The sequence below is a fragment of the Nevskia sp. genome (genome assembly GCF_051860985.1).
Taxonomy (GTDB): domain Bacteria; phylum Pseudomonadota; class Gammaproteobacteria; order Nevskiales; family Nevskiaceae; genus Nevskia.
Map to the genome: position 1 here is coordinate 115,005 of NZ_JBIMKV010000011.1, position 24,828 is coordinate 139,832.

At 68.9% G+C, this 24,828-nt stretch carries 27 protein-coding genes; 9 read left to right on the forward strand and 18 right to left on the reverse strand.

Annotated features, from left to right (window positions below):
* Positions 1-22 precede the first annotated feature (22 nt).
* Positions 23-1,543, forward strand: coding sequence for a capsule assembly Wzi family protein (locus tag ACTIGJ_RS12540; RefSeq protein WP_439640657.1), 1,521 nt, complete (start codon positions 23-25; stop codon positions 1,541-1,543).
* A gap of 15 nt (positions 1,544-1,558) precedes the next feature.
* Here the strand turns inward: ACTIGJ_RS12540 and ACTIGJ_RS12545 are convergent, their stop codons facing one another.
* The 7 genes from ACTIGJ_RS12545 to ACTIGJ_RS12575 all read right to left on the reverse strand — a co-directional run bounded on the left by ACTIGJ_RS12545 (position 1,559) and on the right by ACTIGJ_RS12575 (position 6,330).
* Entirely contained in the window at positions 1,559-2,299 is a 741-nt protein-coding gene (locus tag ACTIGJ_RS12545) for a flagellar basal body rod protein FlgF (protein ID WP_439640658.1), read from the reverse strand.
* A gap of 29 nt (positions 2,300-2,328) precedes the next feature.
* Positions 2,329-3,552, reverse strand: coding sequence for a flagellar hook protein FlgE (flgE, locus tag ACTIGJ_RS12550; protein ID WP_439640659.1), 1,224 nt, complete (start codon positions 3,550-3,552; stop codon positions 2,329-2,331).
* A gap of 1 nt (position 3,553) precedes the next feature.
* The gene (locus ACTIGJ_RS12555; protein WP_439640660.1) at positions 3,554-3,736 is read right to left on the reverse strand and encodes a hypothetical protein; all 183 of its coding nucleotides are present in this window, start codon (positions 3,734-3,736) and stop codon (positions 3,554-3,556) included.
* Positions 3,737-3,764: 28 nt separating this feature from the next.
* Complete coding sequence (locus tag ACTIGJ_RS12560; protein ID WP_439640661.1) at positions 3,765-4,427, reverse strand: flagellar hook assembly protein FlgD; 663 nt, start codon at positions 4,425-4,427, stop codon at positions 3,765-3,767.
* 26 nt (positions 4,428-4,453) lie between these two features.
* Positions 4,454-4,861 carry a flagellar basal body rod protein FlgC gene (gene flgC, locus ACTIGJ_RS12565; RefSeq protein WP_439640662.1) on the reverse strand — a complete coding sequence of 136 codons (408 nt, stop codon included), beginning with the start codon at positions 4,859-4,861 and terminating at the stop codon, positions 4,454-4,456.
* Positions 4,862-4,883: 22 nt separating this feature from the next.
* Positions 4,884-5,303 carry a flagellar basal body rod protein FlgB gene (gene flgB / locus ACTIGJ_RS12570; protein ID WP_439640663.1) on the reverse strand — a complete coding sequence of 140 codons (420 nt, stop codon included), beginning with the start codon at positions 5,301-5,303 and terminating at the stop codon, positions 4,884-4,886.
* Between the two features lie 91 nt (positions 5,304-5,394).
* Positions 5,395-6,330, reverse strand: a complete 936-nt coding sequence (locus ACTIGJ_RS12575) for a chemotaxis protein CheV (protein WP_439640664.1) — start codon at positions 6,328-6,330, stop codon at positions 5,395-5,397.
* Positions 6,331-6,491: 161 nt separating this feature from the next.
* On the opposite strand from ACTIGJ_RS12575, the gene flgA reads away from it, so the two are divergent.
* The 3 genes from flgA to flgN all read left to right on the forward strand — a co-directional run bounded on the left by flgA (position 6,492) and on the right by flgN (position 8,113).
* Positions 6,492-7,214 (forward strand): flagellar basal body P-ring formation chaperone FlgA, encoded by a 723-nt coding sequence (flgA, locus tag ACTIGJ_RS12580; RefSeq protein ID WP_439640665.1) that lies wholly within the window; start codon positions 6,492-6,494, stop codon positions 7,212-7,214.
* Between the two features lie 106 nt (positions 7,215-7,320).
* Complete coding sequence (gene flgM / locus ACTIGJ_RS12585; protein WP_439640666.1) at positions 7,321-7,632, forward strand: flagellar biosynthesis anti-sigma factor FlgM; 312 nt, start codon at positions 7,321-7,323, stop codon at positions 7,630-7,632.
* Between the two features lie 19 nt (positions 7,633-7,651).
* Entirely contained in the window at positions 7,652-8,113 is a 462-nt protein-coding gene (gene flgN / locus ACTIGJ_RS12590; protein WP_439640667.1) for a flagellar export chaperone FlgN, read from the forward strand.
* Positions 8,114-8,180: 67 nt separating this feature from the next.
* Here the strand turns inward: flgN and ACTIGJ_RS12595 are convergent, their stop codons facing one another.
* Positions 8,181-8,702 (reverse strand): hypothetical protein, encoded by a 522-nt coding sequence (locus tag ACTIGJ_RS12595; RefSeq protein WP_439640668.1) that lies wholly within the window; start codon positions 8,700-8,702, stop codon positions 8,181-8,183.
* A gap of 320 nt (positions 8,703-9,022) precedes the next feature.
* The gene (locus tag ACTIGJ_RS12600; RefSeq protein ID WP_439640669.1) at positions 9,023-10,351 is read right to left on the reverse strand and encodes a UDP-glucose dehydrogenase family protein; all 1,329 of its coding nucleotides are present in this window, start codon (positions 10,349-10,351) and stop codon (positions 9,023-9,025) included.
* Between the two features lie 149 nt (positions 10,352-10,500).
* On the opposite strand from ACTIGJ_RS12600, the gene ACTIGJ_RS12605 reads away from it, so the two are divergent.
* On the forward strand, positions 10,501-11,973 hold the full coding sequence (locus tag ACTIGJ_RS12605) for a DUF3336 domain-containing protein (protein WP_439640670.1): 1,473 nt from the start codon (positions 10,501-10,503) through the stop codon (positions 11,971-11,973).
* A gap of 139 nt (positions 11,974-12,112) precedes the next feature.
* On the opposite strand, the gene ACTIGJ_RS12610 is transcribed toward ACTIGJ_RS12605, so the two are convergent.
* Positions 12,113-13,219, reverse strand: a complete 1,107-nt coding sequence (locus ACTIGJ_RS12610; RefSeq protein WP_439640671.1) for a CaiB/BaiF CoA transferase family protein — start codon at positions 13,217-13,219, stop codon at positions 12,113-12,115.
* Between the two features lie 92 nt (positions 13,220-13,311).
* Between ACTIGJ_RS12610 and ACTIGJ_RS12615 the strand changes: the two genes are divergently transcribed.
* The gene (locus ACTIGJ_RS12615; protein ID WP_439640672.1) at positions 13,312-14,004 is read left to right on the forward strand and encodes a TetR/AcrR family transcriptional regulator; all 693 of its coding nucleotides are present in this window, start codon (positions 13,312-13,314) and stop codon (positions 14,002-14,004) included.
* Positions 14,005-14,053: 49 nt separating this feature from the next.
* On the forward strand, positions 14,054-15,118 hold the full coding sequence (tal, locus tag ACTIGJ_RS12620; protein ID WP_439640673.1) for a transaldolase: 1,065 nt from the start codon (positions 14,054-14,056) through the stop codon (positions 15,116-15,118).
* Positions 15,119-15,125: 7 nt separating this feature from the next.
* Here tal and ACTIGJ_RS12625 read toward each other — a convergent pair whose 3' ends face one another.
* The 7 genes from ACTIGJ_RS12625 to ACTIGJ_RS12655 all read right to left on the reverse strand — a co-directional run bounded on the left by ACTIGJ_RS12625 (position 15,126) and on the right by ACTIGJ_RS12655 (position 21,221).
* Positions 15,126-15,797 carry a tetratricopeptide repeat protein gene (locus ACTIGJ_RS12625; protein WP_439640674.1) on the reverse strand — a complete coding sequence of 224 codons (672 nt, stop codon included), beginning with the start codon at positions 15,795-15,797 and terminating at the stop codon, positions 15,126-15,128.
* Positions 15,794-16,636: an SDR family oxidoreductase gene (locus ACTIGJ_RS12630; RefSeq protein WP_439640675.1), complete on the reverse strand. Its 843-nt coding sequence runs from the start codon at positions 16,634-16,636 to the stop codon at positions 15,794-15,796. Before ACTIGJ_RS12630 ends, ACTIGJ_RS12625 begins: the two co-directional genes overlap by 4 nt.
* Positions 16,606-17,292 carry a TenA family transcriptional regulator gene (locus ACTIGJ_RS12635; protein WP_439640676.1) on the reverse strand — a complete coding sequence of 229 codons (687 nt, stop codon included), beginning with the start codon at positions 17,290-17,292 and terminating at the stop codon, positions 16,606-16,608. The genes ACTIGJ_RS12630 and ACTIGJ_RS12635 overlap by 31 nt, the downstream gene beginning before the upstream one ends.
* Positions 17,289-18,782: an AMP-binding protein gene (locus tag ACTIGJ_RS12640; RefSeq protein ID WP_439640677.1), complete on the reverse strand. Its 1,494-nt coding sequence runs from the start codon at positions 18,780-18,782 to the stop codon at positions 17,289-17,291. Before ACTIGJ_RS12640 ends, ACTIGJ_RS12635 begins: the two co-directional genes overlap by 4 nt.
* Positions 18,779-19,474 carry a thermostable hemolysin gene (locus tag ACTIGJ_RS12645; protein WP_439640678.1) on the reverse strand — a complete coding sequence of 232 codons (696 nt, stop codon included), beginning with the start codon at positions 19,472-19,474 and terminating at the stop codon, positions 18,779-18,781. Before ACTIGJ_RS12645 ends, ACTIGJ_RS12640 begins: the two co-directional genes overlap by 4 nt.
* Before the next feature lie 206 nt (positions 19,475-19,680).
* A complete protein-coding gene (locus ACTIGJ_RS12650; RefSeq protein WP_439640679.1) occupies positions 19,681-20,163 on the reverse strand; it encodes a hypothetical protein in 483 nt (160 codons plus the stop codon).
* Positions 20,163-21,221 carry a hypothetical protein gene (locus tag ACTIGJ_RS12655; RefSeq protein ID WP_439640680.1) on the reverse strand — a complete coding sequence of 353 codons (1,059 nt, stop codon included), beginning with the start codon at positions 21,219-21,221 and terminating at the stop codon, positions 20,163-20,165. The genes ACTIGJ_RS12650 and ACTIGJ_RS12655 overlap by 1 nt, the downstream gene beginning before the upstream one ends.
* A gap of 60 nt (positions 21,222-21,281) precedes the next feature.
* Between ACTIGJ_RS12655 and ACTIGJ_RS12660 the strand changes: the two genes are divergently transcribed.
* Entirely contained in the window at positions 21,282-22,988 is a 1,707-nt protein-coding gene (locus ACTIGJ_RS12660; RefSeq protein WP_439640681.1) for an ATP-binding protein, read from the forward strand.
* Complete coding sequence (locus ACTIGJ_RS12665) at positions 22,985-24,334, forward strand: sigma-54-dependent transcriptional regulator (RefSeq protein ID WP_439640682.1); 1,350 nt, start codon at positions 22,985-22,987, stop codon at positions 24,332-24,334. The genes ACTIGJ_RS12660 and ACTIGJ_RS12665 overlap by 4 nt, the downstream gene beginning before the upstream one ends.
* A 19-nt stretch (positions 24,335-24,353) precedes the next feature.
* On the opposite strand, the gene ACTIGJ_RS12670 is transcribed toward ACTIGJ_RS12665, so the two are convergent.
* On the reverse strand, positions 24,354-24,716 hold the full coding sequence (locus ACTIGJ_RS12670) for a PilZ domain-containing protein (RefSeq protein WP_439640683.1): 363 nt from the start codon (positions 24,714-24,716) through the stop codon (positions 24,354-24,356).
* Positions 24,717-24,828 lie beyond the last annotated feature (112 nt).

Consider the following 24,828-nt stretch of genomic DNA (forward strand, 5'->3'; position numbering starts at 1 on the left):
ACCTTTGTCCTTCGAACCCGCCATGACAATGCATCCGCTGCTTGAGGCTGTTCACCGATCGTTCCGCCACCGGACGCTTGCCGCCCTGCTGATGATTGCCGCCAGCCTGCCGGCGACATTTGCGGTCGCCGCACCCTGGGCGGAAGTCGGTGATCGCGGCCTGCGCAGCGACATCGAGCTGCTGGCCGCGCATCAATTGGTCGACGGCCCGATCACCACCTGGCCGATCCCGGTCGGCTACTTCGCGGCGCTGCGCGATCGCGCCAATCTCAGCGACCAGCCGGAACATGTACGCCTCGCCGCCGCCCGGGTGCTGGCCCGTCTCGACGGCCCGACCGGGCTGCGGCCGGCGGCGGAACTGCGGCTGGCGACCGAGCCGAACCTGATCCGCGATTTCGGCGCCGCCGCGCGCGACGAGGTCGATCTCCGGGCCGGCCTGAACTACGACAGCGACCGCTTCGCCGCCCAGCTGCGGGTCGGCGCGCTGACCGGACTCGACGGCGACGGCTACCGCTTCGCGCTCGACGGCAGCTACGCCAGCGCACTGCTCGGCAACTGGCAGCTGTACGGCGGCACGATCGACAAGTGGTACGGCCCCGGCCACAGCAGCAGCCTGATCCTGTCGAACAATGCGCGGCCGTTTCCGAAGATCGGCATCACCCGCAACAGTCCCGGCGCCTTCGAGACGAAATGGCTGAGCTGGCTCGGAACCTGGCAGCTCGATTTCTATGTCGGCATCCTCGAAGAAGACGCCCGCGTGGAATCCAACACCGGCGTCGGCTCGCTGCGCTTCAGCTTCATGCCGGTGACCGGGCTGGAAGTCGCGATCACCCGTTTCGTGCAGTTCTGCGGCGGCGGCAACAACTGCAATCCGCTGGAAGCCGCGTTCGCAATCAACAACACTGATTCCGACCGCAACAACTCCAACGATCAGGCGACCATCGAGTTCAAGTACGTCCGCCGCTTCCAGAACCTGGCCGTGTCGCCGTACGTGCAGTTCCTCAACGACGACACCGGCCCGTTCACCCATTCCTACACGAGCTATCTGGGCGGCCTGCACGCGGCCGCACCCTGGGGCAGCAACGGCGCACTGTGGGAACTGACGGCCGAGTACACCGACAGCCGCGCGACGCTGGACTGGTTCACCTTCGGCAAGCGGCTGCCCGGCTTCGCCTACAACAACGATGAGTATGTCGACGGCTTCCGCTATCGCGGCCGCACGCTGGGCTTTTCGCTGGACAGCGATTCGGTGCTGTTTTCGCTGACCGGCGCACTCACCGACAGTGCCGGTCGCCAGTACCGGCTGGGCTACCACAATGCCCAGATCAGCACCCAGGAACTGGCGGCGATCCAGGCCACCGGCAGCTTCCGCCGCAACGTCGTCAGCGCCCAGCCGGTGCAGGTCAACCAGGTCGAAGGCGGCATCCGCCTGCCGTGGAACCGGCTGCTGTTCGACCTGTCGGTGCGCTGGCAGGACCAGCAGCCGTTCCCGGATGCCGGCGCCAAGCTCAATGTCGAGGCCGGCGTGCAGCTGCACTTCTGAGCGGGCGGCGGCGCCTCAACCCAGCTTGAGCAGGCCGGTGGCGGCCTGGGCATTGTCCTCGGCAGCGCGCATCACCTTCGACTGCAGCTCGAACTGCCGGGCGAGGTTGATCATGTTGACCATCGCACCGGCCAGATTGACGTTGGCGCCTTCCAGCACGCCGCTGGCCAGCACGTCGCCGGCGGCCGGGTCCAGCGTTACGCCGGGCTTGGCGCGCATCAGGCCGTCGACGCCGCGATCGAGCTGCGCCTGGCTGCCGCTGACCACCTTGAGCCGGCCGATCGTCACCGGCGCGGCGGCGCTCTGCCCGTTCGGCACGGCGCTGAGGGTGCCGTCGTTGCCGATGGTGACCGCGGTCGATGCCGGAATCGCCAGCGGGCCGGCATCGCCCAGCACGGCCAGTCCGCCCGCAGTGCGCAGCTGGCCGTTGGCATCGAGCCGCAGGTCACCGGCACGGGTGTAGGCCTCCGAGCCGTCCGGCGTCTGCACGGCCAGCCAGTGGTCGCCCTTCAGCGCGATGTCCAGCTGGCCGCCGGTCTGCATCAGGTTGCCCTGCTGCGCGTCCCAGCTGTTGTCGCCAAGCTGGGCGTTGACCCGCGACTGGAAGCCCGGGCCGTCGACATTGATCGCCTGCGCCGCCGCCAGCTCGGCGCGGAAGCCGACGGTGCCGGCATTGGCCAGGTTGTGGCTGTTGGCCGTCTGCGCCCGCAGCGTGGCAATGGCGCCGGACATGCCGACATAGAGCGCGCGATCCATGGCGTTTTCCTCGGTCGATCAGGCGCGCATCAACGGATGTTGATGATCGTCTGGGTGATCTGGTCGGTCGTCGAGATCATCTGCGCATTGGCCTGGAAGCTGCGCTGCGCGACGATCATGTTGACCAGCTGCTTGGTGATGTCGACGTTCGAACCCTCCAGCGCGCCGCTCTGGATCAGTCCGAAGTTCGAGGTGTTGGCCGAGCCGCGAATCACCGGACCCGAGCTGTAGGTCTCGCCCCAGGAGGTGTCGCCGAGCTGCTGCAGTCCCTGCGGATTGGCGAAGTTGGCCATCGCCAGCTTGCCGAGCCGGGTGGCCTGGCCGTTGGTGAAGCGCGCCTGGACGATGCCTTCCTGGGTGACCTCGATGCCGCTGAGGCGGCCGGTGGCATAGCCATCCTGGGTCAGGCTGTTGACCGAGAAACTGTTGCCGTACTGCGTGCTGTTGCTCAGGTCGACCGTCATCGTCACCGGGCTGGAGCCGGTCGCAGTCGCGTAGGCCGGCAGCGTGATGCGGCCATCGGTCGGCGTGCTCAGCGAGCCATCGGCGTTGAAGGTCACCGTCGTGCCGGTGCCGACATCGGTGCCGTCGATCCGCGTGTGCACGGTCCACTCGTTGGCGGTGGTGCCGGACTTCACGAAGTACAGGTTGGCCGGGTGGCCCGTGCCCAGCGAGTCGTAGATGGTCACCGACGTGGTGTTGTTGTAGCTGGTCGGATCGCTGGCCGAGAACGGCGTGGTGGCCGGGGCCGTGGCCTCCGCCGGCAGGTTGACGCCGGTGTTGAGCAGCGTGGTCGCGTTCGGCGGATTGTCCGAGGTCGACAGCTGGATATCGGACAGGCTGGCGGTATCGAAGGCGGTGCCGCCGGCGACCGGCGGATATGCCTGAAGCCGCGCGCCGGAGCCGTTGACGATGAAGCCGTTGCGGTCGGTGCCGAACTGGCCGGAGCGCGTGTAGCTGACCGCGCCGTCCTTGGCCAGCGTGAACCAGCCGGTGCCGCTGACCGCCAGGTCCAGCGAATTATTGGTGACGCTGATCGCGCCCTGGGTGAACTGCTGCGCGACCTTGGCGACGCGCACGCCGCCGCCGACGGCGGTATCGGTCACGCCGTAGGCATTGGACAGGAAGAAATCGGCGAACTGCGAACGCGATTCCTTGAAGCCGACGGTGTTGGCGTTGGCGATGTTGTTCGAGGTCACCGCGAGATCGGCGGACGCGGCATTCAGGCCGGTCAGGGCAATGTTGAAGGACATGTCAGCGGACTCCGGTCGAGGCGGCGGGAACAGCGTGGGCGGCGGCGCGCAGCGGCGCGGTCAGCGATTCGACCAGCTCCGACAGCTCGGCGCGGCGCCGGCGGCGGCCGACCTGCGGGATGTCGAACAGGCCGGGAATGCGGTGCGGCGGCGTGAGGCTCGGCCGCGGGCTGTAGAAATTCATGGCGTGGCTCCGGACAGGAAAACGGGGTTCAGATGATCTGGCGGACGTTGCCGAACGGCACCGCGCCGAGGCCGGCCAGGTTCAGGCTCAGGCCGTTGCTGCCGAGCGACACGCTCTGCACCAGCCCGGCGGCCAGCGTGGTGGCCGATTCGCTGGCGCCGTTGCGGGTGATCGTCGCGCGGATGCCGTAGCTGCCCGAAGGCAGGGTGTTGCCGCCGGCATCCTTGCCATCCCAGTTGAAGTAGCTGGTTCCGGCCGGCTGGGCGCCGTAGTCGAGCCGGCGCACGACGGCGCCGCTGGCATCGACGATCTCCACCGCCACCTGCCCGCCGCTGGGGACATCGACGCCGCCGCTCAGGCCGGCTTCGCCATCGAGATAGCCGGTCTTCGACGGATACAGCACGCCGTGGCCGACCAGCCCGGAAGCCTGCAGCGACTGGCTCGAGGTCAGCGACGACGACAGCGAGGTGAAAGAATCCTGCAGGCCCTGGATGCCGGACACCGTCGAGAACTGGGCGATCTGGCCGAGGAACTCGTTGGACTCCAGCGGCTTCAGCGGGTCCTGGTTCTGCAGCTGCGTGGTCATCAGCTTGAGGAAGTCGGCCTGGCCGAGCGACTCAGCCTTCTTGTCGGCGGTCTTCAGGCTCAGGCCGAGATCGGAATAGGGATTGCTGCCAACGGCGGTGGTCATGGCGTTCTCGTGGAATTCGGGGGCGTTCAGCGGCCGAGCGACAGGGTGCGGCTGGCCAGTTCCTTGGCGGTGTTCATCACTTCGACGCTCGACTGGTAGGAGCGCGAGGCGGAAATCATGTTGACCATCTCCTCGACGACGTTGACGTTCGGCGCGTAGACGTAGCCGTCGCCATCGGCCAGTGGATGGCCGGGCTCGTAGCGCTTCTCCGCCGGCGCCTGGCTTTCGACCACGCCGAGCACCTGCACGCCGGGCGTGCCCTCGCCGCCGGCCTCCATCGCGGCCTTGAACATCGGCAGGCGCGCCTTGTAGGCGCCATCGGCGCTGCCGCTGATGGCATCGGCATTGGCCAGGTTGGAGGCGACGGTATTCAGGCGCAGCGATTGCGCACTGAGCGCGGAGCCGGCGATATCGAAGATCCTGAAGCTGGACATGGCGTGGCTCCCCGAAGAAGGACTACTGACCGGTGATCGCGGTCATCAGGCCGCGAATGCGGCCATCGGCGAACTGCAACGAGGCCTGGTAGTGCAGCGCGGCGTCGGCGAACTTGGCCTGCTCCACCTGCACGTCGACGGTGTTGCCGTCGACGCTCGGCTGGGTGGCCACGCGGTAGGCCAGCGCCGCGTTGCCGCCGGCATCCGGCAGGTTGTCGAGCGTCAGCGGGATGTGGCGCGGATCGGTGGTCAGCACGCGCGGCGCACTGCCAGCCGGCAGGTTCCGGGACGCGCTGGACAGCGCGGTGGCGAAATCGATGTCGCGCGCCTTGAAGCCGGGCGTATCGGCATTGGCGATATTGGCCGACAGCACTTCCATGCGCCGCCGCTGCACGTTCATGGCATCGGCGTGGATGCCGAAGATGGGGTCCGTTTGGGCCATGCTGTCCTCCCGCGTTTGCGTTCGGAAGCCTCGTTACAAGCCCTGTGCCAGCGGCGATCGGCGACGGAAAAGTGACGCCGCCGGCTCGGCTTCAGGCAGATTCCAACACCACGGCCTTCAGATGGTCGAGCACGCTGGTGGCCAGTTCGTCGGCGCTGAACTTGGCGATGAAGCGGTCCGCGCCGACCCGTTCGGCCATCGCGCTGTTGAACACACCGGACAGGCTGGTGTGCAGCATCACGTAGAGGTTCTTCATCTTCGGATCGCGGCGGATTTCCGTCGTCAGCCGGTAGCCGTCCATGTCTGGCATCTCGACGTCGGAAATCATCATCAGGAGCGAGTCGGTGATCGGCTCGTCCTTGGCCGCCAGCGCCTGCAGATAGCGCAGCGCCTCGCGGCCATCGTTGACCATCGTGCATTCGATGCCGAGCTGGTTCAGCGTCTTCTCGATCTGGTTGCGGGCAACGCGGGAATCGTCGACCACCAGCACCCTGCGCCGCGACGCGCCGATGCCGGCCGCTTCTTCGCGGATCGACTCCGACAGCGCCGCCTGCACGCCCACGACATCGCTGAGCACCTTCTCGACGTCGATGATCTCGACCAGTTCGTTGTTGTACTGGGTGATCGCGGTCATGTAGCCGCCCTCGCCGGCCCCATCCGGCGGCGGCCGCACGTGCTCGACGTTGACGTGGATGATCCGCTCCACGGCCCGCACCAGGAAGCCCTGCACCGAGCGGTTGTATTCGGTGACGATCACGTGCGCGGCCTGCTCGTCGCTCGGCTGGCCGATGGCCCGGCTGAGGTCGATGACCGGAATCATCCGGCCGCGGATGTCGGCCACGCCCTTCACCAGCGGATGCGAGGACGGCAGCCAGCTCAGCGCCGGCTTGGGGATCACCTCCTGCACCTTGAACACGTTGATGCCAAAGATCTGGCGCTCGTCGAGACGGAACAGCAGCAGCGCAAGGCGGTTGTGTCCGGCGAGCTGGGTGCTGCGATCGATGCTTTCGAGCAATCCGGAGGCCATGTCGGGGTCCAGTGGAGAAGGGGCAGGTGTTCGGCCAGCGCCGCTGCAACTTCGGTTCCCGCCGGGGCTGTGGCTGTCGGCGCCGCAAAAACGGCGCGAATCGGCGTGGCACGCGGCTTGTAGCGCCGGTGGCGATATCCGAATCCACCGTGCTCCCGACCATGAACCGCCGCGCATCATCGAAGGCTTTCTTCATCGCCCTGCTGGCCGCCGGGCTCGGGCTGGCGCTGAACTTCGTCGCCGCCGCCGCGGAAACTGGCATCGAGGCCATCAGCCGGATTCGCGAAGCGGCCGAGCGCCACGTCGCCGCGCAAGTGCTGCCGAGCGCCACGGTCAGCGCCGAGGCCCTTGACAATCGCTTGCGGCTGCCGGCCTGCAGCGGCCCGCTGGAAGCCTCATCCGCCAATCCGGCGGCGCGCGGCGCCTGGAGCATCCTGGTCAGCTGCCGCGATCAGGGCACGCAGCTGTGGGCGGTGTTCGTGCCGGTGAAAGTGGCGGACCTGCGGCCGGTCGTCGTGCTGGCCGGCAGTGTCGCGCCGGGACAGCCGATCGCGGCCGAGCTGCTGCGCATCGAGAAGCGCGACGTCGCCACCTTGTCTGCCGGTTATCTGTCGTCGGTCGACGAAGCCGTCGGCCGCAGCCTGCGTCGGCCGGTCGCCCCCGGCGCAGCGCTGACCCCCGACGCGCTTGCGGTGGTCCGCCTGATCCGCCGGGGCGATCTGGTCACCCTGGTCGGCCGCAGCGGCGGGCTGGAAGTGCGGGCACAGGGCAAGGCGCTGGCCGATGGCGGCAGCGGCGAACGGATCGCAGTCGAAAACCCGTCGTCGCGGCGCGTCGTCCAGGGCGTCGTCCGCGACGGCGGCACCGTCGATGTCGGCATCTAGGACCAGTAAGTTTTTGCCATGAGCGCCGACGCGCCATCGTTAAAGTTCCGCAGTCGGGCGTCGATAGCGGTTCCAAGCAGCGCCGCGTGCGCGTTCGGAGTCCGCCATGAGCATCAAGATCGACCTTCCCGGCAGCAATCCTCTTCGCCCGACCGCGCCGGCGAAATCGTCGGCCGGCGTGTCCGGCACCAGCAGCAGCCAGCCGGTGGCCGCCACCGGCGCCGGCGACCGCGTGCAGCTGACCGGCGATGCCGTCAGCCGTCAGCAGATCGACCAGGCGCTGGCCGCCGTGCCGAAGATCGATGCAAGCCGCGTCGAGCGCCTGAAGTCGGCGCTGGCCAGCGGCAGCTACATCCCCAATCCCGCATCGATCGCCGCCAAGTTCGCGCGCATGGAGTGGGATCTCAACCCCGCGTAAATCCGTCCGAGGTCACGCCATGAACGAATCCAGCCTGACGATTGCAGAAGTGCTCGACGCGCAGATCCGCTGCGCCCGTGAGCTGATCACCGTGCTGGATGACGAACATGCCGCGCTGACCGGCCGCTCGATCGAGGCGCTGGAAGCAGCCTGCGAAGCAAAGGCCGCCGCAGCGCAGACGCTGCAGCGGCTGGGCGATCGCCTGCAGATCCTGTCCGGACCGCGCCGCTCCGGGCCGGAGTTCGAGGCCTGGCTGGCCCGCCATCCTGATGGCGCAGCACTGATCGACGCCTGGCGCGTGCTGATCGGGCTGGCCGGCCAACTGGCCGACGGCAATCGCCGCAACGGCGTGCTGCTGGAAGTGCGCGAGCAGCAGGTCAAGACCGCGCTGGTGGCGCTGTCGCCGGAACCGCCGGCGACCTACGGCCGCAGCGGTTATCGGCCCAACCTGCCGCAGGGGCGCGTCTACAGCCGCGCCTGAATCGCCGGCATCAAAAAAGCCGCCGCGACGTTCGATCGTCGCGGCGGCTTTTTTTCAGCGGCCGTCGTCAGTTGAAGGCCAGCAGCGTGTCGCCGAACTCGACGTGCAGCGGGAACGCCATCGCGCAGGCGGTATGCGCGCAGCGGGCCGGCTCGAACACCGTGCGCGCCAGAATCGCGTCCAGCCCGGCCACCGAGCCCTGCGCCGGCATCATCTGCCAGGACACCTTGGTGACCCGGCCGCGGGCATCGACCTCGACCATCGCTTGCAGTTCGCCGCGCAGGTTCTGCTGGCGCTGCAGCGTCGACAGCTCGCTCGCCAGCGGGCCCAGCCCGCCGGCCGGAAATGGCGGCTCCTCGTGGGCGCGCAGATCGTCGTACTGGTTGCGCACCAGCTCGACCTCGCTGCTCGACAGCTGCGCCCAGCTGCGATCCAGCGGCAGTGCGCGATAGCTGACCGGGGCCACCGGGCTGCCGGTCACCGAGACCGGCTTTAGCATCCGGTAGGCCGATTCATCAGCCAGCGCCGGCCGTGCCAGCACCAGCATCGACAGCGCCGCACTTGCGGCCAGCCACGTGTTGTTTTTCATGTTTGCCGCTCCTCGCCAGATCATCGGGGCAACCGCCGAAGCGCCGCATTCCGGGGCCCGATGGCGAAGATGTAGTCGGCCTTCATCGACGAGTCAACAAACTGAAATATTACTGTCACATTGTTGTGCTAGCGCCGCCGGAAACCGACGCCTGATCGGCCGGCCACGATCGCCGCCAGACACGAAGTTTTCGCGGCAAGCGGCTGAATCGACAAAGGATTCATAACTTCGAACCGACGCAAAAAAGCCCGCTCGAACAGCGAGCGGGCCGAGGCCGGTGCAGCAAGTACCGCCGGCGATTGTGACAGTCGCTGCGCAGCTCAGCCGACGGCAGGACGCCCGACGCAGTCGTAGACGAAGCCTTCGCCGCGGACCCAGGCCGGGTCGTACATGTTGCGGCCGTCGATGATGATCGGCTGCTTGAGCAGCGACTTCAGCCGCGCGAGGTTCGGGCTCTGGAACGCGCGCCATTCGGTGCAGATCACCAGCGCATCGGCGCCGGTAACCGCTTCCAGCGCCGAGCCGACCAGCTTCAGGTCGGCGCGGTCGCCGTAGATCTTCGCGGTTTCGTGCATCGCCACCGGATCGTAGGCCTGCACCCGTCCACCTTCGGCCCAGATCGCTTCCATCAGTACCCGGCTCGGCGCTTCGCGCATGTCGTCGGTCTTCGGCTTGAAGGCCAACCCCCAGACGGCGATGGTCTTGCCGCCGAGCGCGCCGAGATGCTTGACCAGCTTGTTGTGCAAGGTGGTCTTCTGGCGGTTGTTGACCGCTTCCACGGCCTTCAGAATCTTGGCGTCGAACTGCGCGTCGGCCGCGCTCTTGACCAGCGCCTTGACATCCTTCGGGAAACACGAGCCACCGTAGCCGGCCCCCGGGTAGATGAAGTGGAAGCCGATGCGCGGGTCGGCGCCGATGCCGATGCGCACCTTCTCGATGTCGGCACCGATGTTCTCGGCCAGGTTCGCCAGCTCGTTCATGAAGCTGATCTTGGTTGCCAGCATCGCGTTGGCCGCGTACTTGGTCAGTTCGCTGGACTTCACGTCCATCACGATCACGCGGTCGTGATTGCGGTTGAACGGCGCGTACAGAGCCTGCATGGCTTTCGCGGCACGCGGGTTGTCGGCGCCGACGATGATGCGGTCCGGCTTGTTGAAATCGCCGATGGCATCGCCTTCCTTCAGGAACTCGGGGTTGGACACCACGTCGTAATCGAGCGACGTGGCGCGGGCCGCCAGGGTTGCCTTCATCGTCGCCCGGACCTTGTCGGCAGTGCCGACCGGTACCGTCGATTTCGAGATCACCACCCGGTACTCGCTCATGTGGGTGGCGATGGTGTCGGCCACCTTCAGCACGTACTTCAGGTCGGCCGAGCCATCTTCGTTCGGCGGCGTGCCGACCGCGATGAACTGATACAGGCCGTGGGCGACGCCTTCGGCGGCATCGGTGGTGAAGCGCAGGCGGCCTTCGGCGGCGTTCTTCAGCACCAGCTCGGTCAGGCCCGGCTCGTAGATCGGGATGACACCGTTCTTCAGGCCGTCGATCTTGGCCTGGTCGACATCCACGCACAGCACGTCATTGCCGACATCGGCAAAGCAGGCCGCAGTGACCAGGCCGACATAGCCGGAGCCGAAGATGGTGATATTCAAGACACGCGTTTCCTTGCAGTGAAGAGATGAGGGCAGCCCCGCCCATTCCGGGCGGCCGGATGTTACCACCCGTCTTTTGAGCGGCCGTGACCGGGTTGTCGACGATGCATGCTTGAGCGACGATCGTTGACCTGTATTGATCCCTGCCGATGAACACCAACAAGCGAATCCGCGACTGCCGGCTGGCCATGCGCCATGCCCGCGACTACCCGACATGGCGCGAAGCGGCATTGGCCTTCGATGACGCCAGCGGTTTCAACGACTGGAAGCATGAAGACGAATCGCCGGACTACGACTGGCAGCTGATCCGCAGCCGCCTGACCCAGATCCGCCAGTACCGCGACACCCGGCAAGTCGTGAAGCTGATGCGCCACCTGCGCCAGGGCCTGCACTGGAATCTCGGCAACAGCGCCAACGCGGCGCTGTACAGCCACGCCTACATCGGCACCAAGCGGCTGATCGAAACCTATCTGGCGGAAGTTGTCGCGGCGCTGCAGTTCATCGCCGACGGCCAGTTCCCCGAGTTGCCGGCCGATGAAAAGCTGCGCTTCTTCCGCGAAACGACCGCCTCGTTCGGGCGTTCGGCGCTGATGCTGTCAGGCGGTGCGACGCTTGGGCTGTTCCACGTCGGCGTGGTCAAGGCGCTGGTCCGCGAAGACCTGCTGCCGGATGTCATTTCCGGCTCCAGCGCCGGTTCGATCGTCGCCTCGGTGGTCGGCACGCGCGGGCCGGACGAGCTGGAATCGCTGCTCGATCCCGACAACTCCTACTACCACTTCTGGACGCCGCTCGGCTTCGGCGACATGCTGCGCAGCGGCGCGCTGATGGACCAGAAGCAGATTGCGCTCGGCATCGCCCGCAACACCCATGACCTGACGTTCGAGGAAAGCCACGCCCGCTCCGGCCGCATCGTCAACATCACGGTGTCGCCGGCCGGCAGCAACCAGCAGCCGCGCCTGCTGAATTACCTGACCACGCCGTACCTGTACCTGCGCGAAGCGGTACTGGCCTCCAGCGCCGTGCCGCTGCTGTTCCCGCCGGTACAGCTGATGACCAAGGACGAGCACGGCGAGCGGGTGCCGTACATGCCCTCCCTGCGCTGGACCGATGGCTCGCTGAAATCCGACCTGCCCGGCATCCGGCTGCGCCGGCTGCACAACGTCAACCACTTCATCGTCAGCCAGACCAACCCGCACGTGATCCCGTTCCTGCGCGACATGCACCGCGACGGCGGCTTCACCGGCGCGGTGCGCGACGCCGCGTTCGGCGCCATCCGCGGCAGCGCGCAGTCGGTGCTCGGTCTTGGCCGTTTCGGCCTGCCGCTGCCCGGCGTACGCCAGCAGCTCGACAATGCCTCGTCGATCCTCGACCAGGACTATCGCGGCCACATCACGATCCTGCCGAAGGTGACGGTCTGGCGATACGCCCACGTCACCGCCAATCCGAAGCTGGAGGCGGTGACCCGCTTCATCCTCGAAGGCGAGCGCGCAACCTGGAAGCGGATCGCGATGATCCGCAACCAGTCGATGATTTCGCAGACCCTGAACCGCTGCGTGAAACGCCTGGAAGCCGAAGCGCTGCAGCCGAAGCAGCGGCGGTTGAAGATCGTGCCGAAGAGCTGAACGGCCCCGATATCCCGACTTCATTCCGGCGCAAGCCGGAATCCAGAATCCCTCGATAGCCAGTCAATGAGCGGTCTGCCGAGGGAGCACAGGCTGGCCACTGGATCCCGGCTTTCGCCGGGATCACAGGCGCCACGCATCAGCCCCGCAGCGGCCCCAGCACGGCGTCGTTGTCGGCGCCCAGCTTCGGCGCCCGGCCGTTCACGGCGGTGGCGTTGTCGAAGAAGATCGGCAGATTGAAGGCCGGCTTGCCGCTGTCGTCGACGATCATGCCGCGCGCGATCACCTGCTCGTTGTTCAGCACTTCCTCCGGCGTCAGGATCGCCGAGACGCAGGTGTCCTCGTTGGCCATCAGCGCTTCCCACTCGTCACGGCTGCGGCTCTTGAACAGTGCCACCAGCTCGGCCCTCAGCACGTCGCCCTGCTTGCCCGGCACCGGCGGCAGCTTCTTGAGGTCCTCGCGGCCGGCCAGCCGCAGGGTTTCGTGGAAGAACTTCATTTCCAGCGAGCCGACGGCCAGGAACTTGCCGTCCGCGCATTCGTAGACGCCGTAGTTCGGCAGCGCGCCGCTGAGCATGTCGCGGCCCCTCGGCGCCGATTTGCCAAAGGTGCGCAGGCTGTTCAGCGACAGCACCTGCAGTGCCAGCGTGCCGTCCATCATGCCGACGTCGACGAAGCTGCCGACGCCGCTGGCCCGGGCGCCGATGATCGCGGCCAGGATGCCGATCGCGCAGGTCAGCGCGCCGCCAGCCAGATCCGCGACCTGCAGGTTGCCGACGGCGGGCGTGCCTTCGAAACCGGGGGTCATGTCGAGCTCGCCCGAATAGCCCCGGTAGTTCATGTCGTGGCCCGGGCGATCACGATACGGGCCGGTCTGGCCGTAGCCGGTCAGCGCCGCGTAGACGAGCTTCGGGTTGATCGCCTTCAGCACCTCGTAGCCGACACCGAGGCGATCCATCACGCCGGGCCGGAACGATTCGATGACCACGTCGGAATCGGCTACCAGCTTCTTGAACAGCGCCACGTCCTCGGCGAGCTTCAGATCCATGGTCACCGACTTCTTGCCGCGGTTGACCAGCGAGAACAGGTCGGCCGACATGCCGCGCGCGCCGTCGCCGCCCTTGGGGTCTTCGATCTTGATCACCTCGGCGCCCATTTGCGCCAGATACAGCGTGCAGAACGGCCCGGGCAGCAGGCGGGACAGATCGAGCACGCGGATGCCGTGCAGCAGCGGATTCTGGGTCATCGGATTCGGTCGGATGGAGAGCGGAGGGGCCGGGCTGTTCGCCCGCCGTGATTTTACATACAGTCTGGACGGTATCCGTAAACGATGACTCGATGACCGCCCCAGCCCGCCCGCGCCGCACCCAGGCCGAACGCAGCGACCAGATGCGCAAGCGCCTGCTCGAAGCCACCCTGCAAAGCCTTGCCGAGAACGGCTACGCCGGTTCCACGCTCAGCTCGATCGTCCGCCGCGCCGGCGTGTCGCGCGGTGCCCAGGTCCATCACTATCCGAACAAGCAGGCGCTGATGCTCGACGCCGCCGAAGACCTGCTGCGCCGCACCTACCGGCAGCTCGGCGAGATGCTGCTGTCGATCCAGGACGAAGGCGACCGGCTGGCGCGGCTGGTCGATGCCGCCTGGGACCAGGTCTTCTCGACGCCGCTGTTCAATGCCTACAGCGAGCTGCTGATCGCCTCGCTGCGCGATCCCGATCTCGCCGAAGCGCTGAAGGAACGGCTGAAACGCGTGCAGGGCGTCTACGCGCCGGCGGTGGAGCACTACTTCGAGCCCATCAGGGAAACAAGCGCCACCAAGGCCGATATCCACGCGATGTTCCTGCAGCTGAGCTTCTTCCTGGTCGGCCTCGCCACCCAGGCGCATCTGATGGACGACCGCGCCTGGGTGCAATCGCATCTCGACCTCTGGGCGCGGCAGGCGGCATTGATCATGCGTGCGCGAAAGGGCGTCCGGCAGCCGCCGCCGCGGCCGGAAGCGTGGCCGCGCAAGGATGCGCCTGCGCCCCGCTAGAATCCGACCTCCACGACGCGAGCCCGCGTCTCCATTCGAACCGCTTCGCATGAATCCCGCACAGCGCCTGCATGCCCTTGGCCAGAGCCTCTGGCTCGACAACATCACCCGGACGATGGTCGCCGACGGCACGCTCGCCCGGTACATCGACACCATCGCCGTCACCGGCCTGACCTCCAACCCGACGATCTTCGAGCAGGCGATCGCGAAGGGCAGCGCCTATGACAGCGCGATCAAGGCCAAGGCCGCCGCCGGCATCGATCACGAGGCGCTGTTCTTCGATCTGGCGATCGAGGACCTGAGCGCTGCCGCGCAGCTGTTCCGGCCCGAGTTCGAACGCACCCGGGGTGTCGACGGCTGGGTGTCGCTGGAAGTCAGCCCGCTGCTCGCCGACGACACGGCCGGCACCGTCCAGGCGGCGATCGCGCTGCATGCCAAGGCGGCGCAGCCGAACCTCTACATCAAGATTCCCGGCACACCTGCGGGACTCAAGGCCATCGAAGATGCGATCGCTGCTGGCGTGCCGGTCAACGTGACGCTGCTGTTCTCCGCCGATCAGTACGCCGCTGCGGCCGAGGCCTGGCTGCGCGGCGTCGAACGGCGGCTGGCGGCGGGGCTCGACGGCAATGTGTCGTCGGTGGCCTCGGTGTTCGTCAGCCGCTGGGACGGCGCGGTGAAGGATGCGCTGCCGGCCGCCCTGCAGAACCAGCTCGGGCTGGCGATGATGGGCCGCTGCCACCGCGTCTACCGCGAACTGCTGGCCTCGCCGCGCTGGCAGAAGGTCGTCGCGGCCGGTGTCGCACCGCAGCGCCTGCTGTTCGCCAGCACCAGCACCAAGGACCCGGCGTTGCCGGACTGCTACTACGTCGATGCGCTGGCGGCCCCGGACACCGTCAACACCATCCCCGAAAAGACGCTGCTGGCCTATGCCGAACGCGGCAATCCGGGGGCGGTGCTGGCCGATGACGGCGGCACTGCCGAAGCGGCGCTGGCGGCGATCACGGCGGCCGGCATCGACATAGGCGCGCTGGCCGTGAAGCTGCAGCGCGACGGTGCCGCCTCGTTCGTGAAGAGCTGGAACGACCTGCTCGGCTGCCTCGCCGCCAAGGCCTGACCGCGTTTTAGTTCAGCGCCGCCAGCGCCGTGCGGATCTCGGCGCGGCGGCCGTTGTCGGCGTCCTCGCGGCCGACGCGCGGCGCTGCCGCCAGCGCGTGCTCGAGCCTCGCCTTGCCGGCCTCGCGCTCGCCCTGGGCGACCAGCAGCTCGCCGTAGAAGTAGTTCGGATCGATGCCATCCGGATTCAGCTTCAGTGCCTTTTCCAGATAGCTGCGCGCCAGCTTCTTGTCGCCGAAGGCCAGCGGCCAGCCGGGTGCTTTCGCATACAGGCTGCCGAGCGAGGTATAGACCGAACCATCGAGTGCTGCCGGATCGATTTTCTCGGCCGCCTGCAGGTGCTCGCGCGCCTGCTTGATCAGCGATAGCGCGGTCAGGCTGCTGGCGAACTTGGCGTGGCTGGATTCGATGATGCCCTGCCAGATCAGCGGCTCGGCGCGGCCCGGCAGCTCGGCCACGGCTTTCGCGGCCTGCGCTTCCAGCGCCTGGAAGGCCGGCTCGCGGGCCGCGCCTTCCGGTGCGTAGAAGGCCTGCGCCCAGCCGTGCTGGAGCGCGACCACCGACGGCGGCGGCGCATCGGCGCGGCTGCCGCCGGCCAGGGTCAGCAGGACGATCACCAGCGCCAGCGCGCTGACTCGCCAGAACGGGGTGTTGAAGCGGTGAAGGGTCTGCGGGTTCATCGCGACGTCTCCGTGCGGATGGAAAGTGAAACTGCGGAGGGATTCAGATAGGCGCGCATCTGTCGCGCCTGCCGGCCGAGCGCCTTGTCGACCAGGCGCGGCAGCAGCTTGTTGAGCCAGACGAAGAAGCGTTCCGGGCCGCCGAGCACGCGTTCGCGGGTGCCCCGCTCGATCGCCGCGACGATGGCGCGCGCGACCTGCTCCGGGCTGTCCTCGTTCATCCCCGTGGCGGCGGCCATGATCTCGACCGCGCCCTCGTTGAGCGCCGTGCGGGTGTAGCGCGGTGCGACGTAGACGAAGGCAATGCCGTCGTCGGCCAGCTCGCGGCGCAGCGCTTCGGTCAGGCCGCGCAGCGCGAACTTGGTGGCCGAATAGGCGGCGAAGCAGGGAAAGCCGATCGAGCCGAACACCGAGCCGACGTTGACCACCATCGCCCCGCGCCGGCCGCGCAGCAGCGGCAGCGCCGCCTGGATCAGCCGCATCGGCGCCAGCACGTTGGTGCGCCACAGGGTGTCGAGCACGCTGTCCGGCGTTTCCTCGAAATGGCCGAACCAGGACTGGCCGGCGCAGTTGACGACACCATCCAGCGCCCGGCCGCCCTGGCCGGCGGCGGCGACGACCGCCGCGACACCGGAAGCGCCGGACAGGTCGCCAGCGGCGATGCCGACATCGGCCGACGGATGGCGCTGCAGCAGGTCGGCCGCCAATGCGGCCAGCCGCCGTTCGTTGCGGCCGGACAGCACCACGGCGTGGCCGTGGCGGACGAGTTCGCGGGCAACGGCGCTGCCGATACCGCCGGAAGCACCGGTCAGGAGAAAGCGACGGACGGAGTCGGACATGGGCGATGGGCCTCGGAAATGGTGGTGAACAGGTCGCCGTACAGGCGGTAGAAGCGTTTGGCGGCGTGAATCACGGCGCGCTGGTCGTCCGGGCGGTCGAGCTGGTCGACCAGGGCCCGGAAGAAATCGACATGGCCGACATCAAGCGCGCCGTGGCTGCTCAAGTAGGTGAACGCGCGAGCCGGCAGTTCCAGCGCCCGGGCCAGCGCGCCGGCTGCCTCGGTGGCGAGCGCCGTGCTGGTGCCTTCCAGCACGTGGACCATGCCGAGCAGGCCGACCGGATTGCCGCGCTGCACGGTGTCGTAGGCGTAGGCCACCATCATTTCGGTGGCGAATGCCGGCTCGCTGTGGCGGGCGGCATCGGCATCGCCGCCGGCGGCGCGGATGTCGTTGAGCACCCACTCGTGGTGGCCGTATTCCTCTTCGATGTAGTGCACCAGCTTGCCGCGCAGCCATTCGGCATCGCGGCCCAGCCGGGCGCCGGCGGCCATCATCAGCGGCACCGTGTGGCGCACGTGGTGATAGGCCTCGGTCAGGAAGGCGCAGTACATCGGCCGCGTCACGCGGCCGGCCAGCGCATCGGCGAACAGCGGCTGGGCCATCAGGGTCGCCCGTTCGACGGCGGTGTCCGCCATCAGGGTGTCGTAGAAGCTCATGGGGTTTCGGTTTCCTCGTGGAGTGCAGCCAGCCGCGCGCCATAGGCCGCGACGATCGCGGCGCGGCGGGGCCGGCCATTGGCAGTGAGTTGCTGGTTGGCGGTGGAAAACGGCGCGTCGGCACGCAGCCAGCGGCGCACCCGCGCGTAGTCCGGCAGCAGCGCGTTGACGGCGGCGAGCGCGGCGTCGATGGCCGCATCGCTGGCGGTGGAGGCGATCACCGCCGACAGCGACGGCTGGCCGTCGCCGAACACCGCCGCCTGCGGAATCGCGGCGGCCTCGGTCAGTTCGCGCTCGATCCATTCCGGCGACACGTTGCGGCCGAACGCGGTGACGATCAGGTTCTTGCTGCGGCCATCGAGATGCAGGTAACCGTCGGCGTCGAAGTGGCCGAGGTCGCCGGTCGCCACCGGGGCATCGGCGGCGCGCTCAGCTTCGCCGACGTAGCCGAGAAAGCCGCGTCCGCTGACCACCAGTTCGCCGCGATCGCTGACCTGCACGTCCAACCCAGGCAGCGGCCGGCCGACGCTGCCCGGCCGCGCCGCGCCCGGCCGGTTCAGCGCCACCACCGAGCTGCATTCGGACAGGCCGTAGCCCTCGTAGACCGGTAGCCCGAGCGCCACCGCGCGATCGATCAGCCGAGGCGACACCGATGCCCCGCCGACCGCGACCACGCGCAGGCTCGGCGGCGCCGAGGCACCGGCCTCGATGGCCCGGACCAGCGCCAGCAGCTGCTGCGGCACCAGGATCAGCGTGTTTGCCGACGCGGCCTGCAGCTGCGCCAGCAAGGCCTGTGGCTGGAAGCCGCTGGCGCCGGACAGTCCGACGGCGGCCAGCGACGGCAGCCGCGTCTCGGCACCGGCCAGCAGCGGCGCGTACACGCCGCCGATGTTCTCCAGCAGGGTGGCCAGCGGCAGCGCCGCCAGATGGACATCGCCCGGCCCGGCGCCGACGGCGGCGGCCAGCGCCCGCGCCTGGGCCAGCTGGGTCTCGGCATCGAGGCAGACACCCTTCGGCGCGCCGGTCGATCCGGAGGTGTAGGTGATCTTCGCGGTTCCGGCCGGCAAGGTCCGGGTGCTGGCCCACGGCAGGCGGATGCGCTGCAGCCGACCGCAGCCGGCCGGCAGCGGCAGCGCCTCGCGCGGCAGCGACGCCAGCGGCTCGGGCAGCGGCAGCGCCGGGTCGACCAGCAGGCTCGTCACGCCGGCGTCGCGCAGCGCATGGGCAGCCTGCGCGGGGCTGAAGAACAGCGGCAGCGGCACCAGACTGCGGCCGGCGGCCAGCATCGCCAGATCAGCCAGCGCCCAGTGCGGGCCGTTGTCGGCGATCAGCCCGACGGTACCGGTGTCGTCGCGGCAGGCATCGGCCAGCGCGGCGATCGCGCCCGGCAGTTCGCCGTAGCGCAGCGCGCCGCGCTCGCCGCGCAGCGCCACTGCCGCCGGCTGCTGCGCCGCATGGCGGGCCAGCACCTCGAACAGGACGCGGCTCATGGCGCGCCGACCAGGGCCAGCGGCGCCAGCCGCGCCCGCAGCTCGCGCGGCGAGACCGTTTCCTGGCTCAGCAGCCGGCGGCCGGCGCCGATGTCGCCCAGCATCACGGCCGGGTTCATCGCGTAGTACTGGCCCCAGTCGGCGCGCTGGTCTTCCGGCAGGCATTCGATGCGTGCCGTCGCCAGTTCGCACAGCGGCAGGCCGAGCCGGCCGAAGGCATTGCGCAGCGGTGCTGCGCCGGTGAAGGCGATGAACTCGTGTCCTTCGGCCAGCAGCCAGGCGGTGACTGCCGGAATCAGCGCCCGCAGCGCCCCCGGCGTGGCGCCGGCCAGGTTGCCGATCTCGACGATGTGGCCGCGTGCGGCCCGGCGGCCGAAACGGTCCAGCGCGCAGGCTTCGATCGGCTGGTCGAGGTACTGCTCGAGGAACAGCGGCCCGGCATCCGCCACCCGCACGCCGTAGGCGGCGACCAGGGTGTCGCCGGCGTCGATGGCGCCGAACAGCCGGGGCAGGAAGTGCCGCAGCCGGGCGCCGTGGATCTGCTGGTAGCGGCTGGCGATGAAGGCTTCCAGCGTCGGCCGCAGCCGGGCATCGGCTTCGACCAGACGCGGGCCGACGAGGCTGTCGCGAACATAGCGGGGCGATGGCAGTGCGAACCGGTCATCGGCGCTGAAGCGGGCGGTGGAAGACATGGCGGCAGGCGTTCCGGAAAAGGGGCTCGCCTTCTCTTCCGCAATCCGCCGGCCAGCCGCTCGCCGGCCGGAGCAACAGCCATTTACGCCAACATCATCAAGGGTTTATCCGGAATGCTCTGGCCGCCATGACGATCGTTGCCAGCCGACAAGTCTTGCAGCCCTGCAAGAGTTGTCTGCAAGAAATGTAGGATCGCGCCGGCCGCTCAGGGCGGCGGACAGGCCGGCGCCGCACCGGGCGGATGCAGCGCGCCGGCCGGGTCGATCAGCAGGATCACCCGCACGGCGCTGTCGTCCGGGCAGGCGCCGCGATAGCCGATCGCGCCCGGCGTGGCGGCCACGAAGCGGCTGACGGCGGCTTCCGACCCCAGCACGTGCGGCGGCGTCACGCCGAGGAAGTACTGCTGGTTCCAGTAGGCATCGAGCGCTTCCGGCTCGACGCCCAGCACGGCCCGCGAAAAGCGCCGACGCAGCGGCTGGTCGGCCGGCAGGTTGACCGGGATGTAGCGGCGTCCATCGCCATCGACCTGGGTGCGCCGCCGGTAGATGCGGGCCAGGGCGGCGCTGTCGATGCTGGCCTGCTGGCCCGCCTCGGCGATCACCGCGATCCACGGCTCGTCGGCGGCAGCCGTTGCCGCCAGCCCGGCGCTCGCCAGCGCCGCCGCCAGCCACCGCAACGCCGGCGGCATCAGAACAGCACCGCGATCGAGGCACGGAAGCCTTCCGGCAGCCGCGCGGCGTTCTCGACCGCATGGCCGTACTCGGCCTTGATGACGAAGGCCGGATTCGGCCGCCAGGCGACGCCGCCCAGCCACAGGCTCAGGTCGCGCGCCGCGCCACGCTGGTGGAAGCCTTCGTTGCGGCCGATCGCGAACCAGTCACCGACCAGCGGCAGCACCGCCTGCAGGTACCAGCCGCTTTCGTCGCCGGCGCTGGCACCGCCTTTCAGCTCCCGATAGGTGAACTCGCCGCTGATCTCGGCGCGGCCGAGCAGCCACTGGGCATCGACGCCGAGCAGCTGCTTGCGGATCTCGCGGTTGGAGGTCTGCTCGAAACTGACCCAGGACAGGCCGACGTCGAACGTGGGCCACAGCGGCGTCGACAGCCGCAGGCCGTAGGCTTCGGTGAAGGTGTCGAGGTCGTCGCGCCGGAACAGCTCCTTGCCGGGCGAGACGTACAGCGAATACTCGATGCCGGCCGGCGTCAGCGGCAGCACGCCGTAGGCCATCGCGCCGGTGGCATTGGTCGGAAAGGTCGCCTCGGTGATCAGCGGCCGCGACGTCGTCCAGGTCAGCGGCGCGGCGTGGCGCAGGTTCCAGCGCCCGACCGGCGTCAGGAACTTGCCGGCGCGGAACTTCAGCGCATCGCGCCAGGCGTAGTCGACATACAGGCGTTCGGAAATCAGATCGGCGTCGCCGGTCCTCACACCGCCCTCGCCCCAGCGCAGCGGCTCGCTCAGCTCGGTTTCGGAGAAGAACCGCCAGCGGCCGCCGCCGTCCCACCACAGGAAGGCGCTCAGCGCATCGACCGCGACCCGGCCGTTGTCGGCGCCGCGCGGATTGGCGTAGCCGGCTTCGGCATAGCCGCCGAGCGTGAAGCCGGTGTCGCCGAGCGGCAGGCCGTGGCCGAGCGCGTAGCGCTGCGCCATCGGGTCCTGGCCGATCGGCGGCGGGGTCTCGTCGGCACGCACGGCGGCGCAGACGAGAGCGAGGATGGCGAACAGTGCGGCAGCGGTTCGGAAGATCACCGGCGAACGCTAGCGGCTGTCCGCTGGCCGTACAACCGTGGCGACGTCGATAATCGCCGGGTGTCGATCCGCAAGCTCCTGCTCCTCGCGTTCATCGTCGTCGGCATGCTGCCGGCGGCGCTGGTGATGTGGCTGGCCGCCAGCCGCAGCGAAGCGGCGCTGCAGCAGCAGATCGAGGACGCCGCCGCGCGGGTTGCCGCCGCCACGGCCGGGGATCTCGACGACCTGCTGCGCGAACGCGCCCAAAACGCCACCACCTGGACCCATGTCGAGGTCATGCAGGACCTGCGGCTCGGCGATCTCGACAAGCGCCTGTCCGGCTTCCTGGCCGAGATGTACCGCCGCTACGGCAGCGTCTATGCCGGCCTGCATGCGGTCGACCGCGACGGCCGGGTGATCGCCAGCAGCGACCCGGCGGCGATCGGCACGCGGCGGCCGGCGATGCCGGCGTGGCTGGCACTGCGCCTGCCGGGCGGCCCGGTGGCAGTAGCGCCGCCGGCGGCCGATCCGGCGCAGCGGCGGCTGAGCCTGGCCACGCCGATCGACTCTGCCTTCGGCGACGGCACCATCGGCACGCTGTGGCTCGACCTGCCGTGGTCGACCTTCGCCGAACAGCTCGACCCGCTGGCCGGCAACGGCCGCGAGATCGCCGTCAGCACCGCCGATGGCCGGCTGCTGGCGGTGTCCGCCGGCCTGCGTGCGCGCGGCCACGATTTCGGCCAGCCGATGCCGGCCGATCCGGCGGCGCTGGCCGAAGGCCCGGCGATCATCGCCCGCGCCGATGCCGGCTTCACCGGCTGGACGGTGTGGATCATCGAATCGCGCGCCGTGGCGCTGGCGCCGGTCCGGCAGATGCTGCGCCGCTTCGCGCTGCTGCTGGTGGCAACGCTGCTGGTGATCCTGGTCGCCAGCATCGCGGTGTCGGCGCGCATCGCCCGGCCGGTGCAGGCGCTGACCCGCTACACGCGCAACTACCTGCAGCCCGGCAGCGGCGCCCCGCCGCCGGAAGCCGGGCCGGCCGAAGTCCGCGCGCTCGGCCGCAGCTTCGGCGAACTGGTCGGCCAGCTGGAGGAATCCCAGGGTGCGCTGATTCGCGCCTCGCGACTGGCCGCGCTTGGCGAGGTCACCGCGCTGATGGCACACGAGGTACGCACGCCGGTCGGCATCCTGCGTTCCTCGGCGCAGATGCTCGGCGACGAGCCGCAGCTGGGTGCTGATGCCCGCGAACTGCTGGCGATCATCGTCAGCGAGACCGAACGTCTGAACCGGCTGGTCGCCACCATGCTCGACCAGACCCGCATGCGTGCGCCGCTGCTGGCCGCCTGCGATTTCCACGCGATCGTCCGCCACGCGATCAGCCTGCTGGCAGCGCAGGCGCGCGACCGCCGGGTAACGGTCGGCTTCGAGGCCGCCGCGCTGCGGCCGCAGATCGACGCCGACGCCGAGCAGCTGACCCAGGTGCTGCTGAACCTGGTCGGCAATGCGCTGCAGATCGTCCCGGCGGGCGGCCGGGTACGGATCGGCACCGCCGACGAGCCCGGCCGGCTGGTCTGCACCATCGACGACGATGGCCCCGGCATTGCGCCGGAAGATCGCCAGCGGCTGTTCGAGCCGTTCGTGCACAAGCGCGAGGGCGGCGTCGGGCTGGGTCTGGCCGTGGTCCGCCAGATCGTCCGCGCCCATCACGGCGACGTGGTGGCCGAAGCGGCACCGCTCGGCGGTGCCAGAATCCGCTTCTGGCTTCCCTGCCCTCCGACTGCCCGATGACCGCTTCCCGCCGTGTGCTGATCGTCGATGACGAACCGAACATGCGTCGCGTGCTGGAAATCATGCTTGGCCGCCGTGGCTACCGGACCGATGCCGCCGCCGACGGCGAGGAAGCCTGGGAGCGCCTGCGCGATGGCGGCTACGACCTCGTCTGCAGCGATCTGCGGATGCCGCGCCTGGATGGCATCGAACTGCTGCGGCGCATGCGCGACCAGGGCCTGGACCTGCCGCTGATCCTGATGACCGCGCACGGCAGTCTCGACAGCGCCGTGGAAGCGCTGCGTCTCGGCGCCTGCGACTATCTGCTGCGGCCGTTCGACATCGAGGCGCTGGAACTGGCCATCGACCGCGTGTTCGCCACCCGCGGCCTGCTGCGCCAGAACGCCTACCTGCGCGACGAGGCGGCGCGGCCGGTGCAATCCGGCCTGCTCGGCCGCAGCGCGCCGATGGTGGCGCTGCGCGAACAGGTGGCGAAGGTCGGCCCGACCCGGGCCAGCGTGCTGCTGACCGGCGAGACCGGCACCGGCAAGGAGGTGGTGGCGCGCGCGATCCATCAGGCATCGGAGCGGCGCGACGCGTTGTTCGTCGCGGTGAACTGCGCGGCGATTCCGGCCGACATGCTGGAAAGCGAGCTATTCGGCCACGAGAAAGGCGCGTTCACCGGTGCGCAGAAGCAGCGCATCGGCAAGTTCGAGCTGGCCCAGGGCGGCACGCTGTTCCTCGACGAACTGGGCGAGATGCCGATCGCGCTGCAGGCCAAGCTGCTGCGGGCGATCGAGGCCGGCGAGATCAGCCGGCTCGGCAGCAATGATCCGGTGACGCTCGACGTGCGGCTGATTGCAGCCACCAACCGCGCGCCGCGCGAGGCGATCCGCGACGGCCGGCTGCGTGAGGACCTGTATTTCCGGCTCAACGTGTTCGCGCTGGAACTGCCGCCGCTGCGGGCGCGACGCGAGGATGTCAGCCAGCTATTCGCGCATTTTCTCGGCCTGCCGGAAACCGGACTGCCGGCGGCCGTACTCGATCACCTGGCCAGCTATGGCTGGCCCGGCAATGTCCGCGAGCTGCGCAACATGGCCGAGCGGGCGCGCATCCTGGCCGGCACTTCGGCGCTGGCGCCCCGGCATTTTCCGCTGCCGGCCGAGCCGGCCATCCCCGAGGCGCCGGCGGCGGCGGTACTGCCGGACGATCTGGCGCTCGACCCGGCCGTGGAAACGCTGGAACGCCGCTACCTGGAGGCGGCGCTGAAGCTCAGCGGCGGCAACAAGGCACGCGCGGCGCAGAAGCTCGGCATCAGCGAGCGGACCATCTGGTACAAGCTGAAGAAGTACGGCCTCGGCGACTGATGCCGGCCAGAGGCGCCGCTCACATCGTGTGCGTGGCCCGCTCGGTGTTGACGCCCGCCAGGTAGGACTCGATCTTGCGCTGGGTGTCGCCGTTGTCCTGCATGCTGAACTGCACGCCAATGCCCTGCTGGCGCTTGCCCTGGGCATTGCGCGGCGTCAGCCAGACGATCCGGCCGGCGACCGGAATCCGCTCCGGGTCTTCCATCAGGGTCAGCAGGATGAACACCTCGTCGCCAAGCCGGTATTCCTTGTTGGTCGGAATGAACAGCCCGCCGTTCTTGATGAACGGCATGTAGGAGGCATACAGCGCGTTCTTGTCCTTGATCGCCAAGGTCAGGATGCCGGGCGAAGCCGGACCGCTGCGGGGCGGAGGTGTGCTCATGACTGGGCCTGTTAACAATTGCTTTGGTCGCTGCGTTGCAGGTCAAAAAGCCGCCGGGCGAGGCGCGAACCGTAGGCCATAGCCCTCCTATGGGCAAGGTTCGTAACGAAGT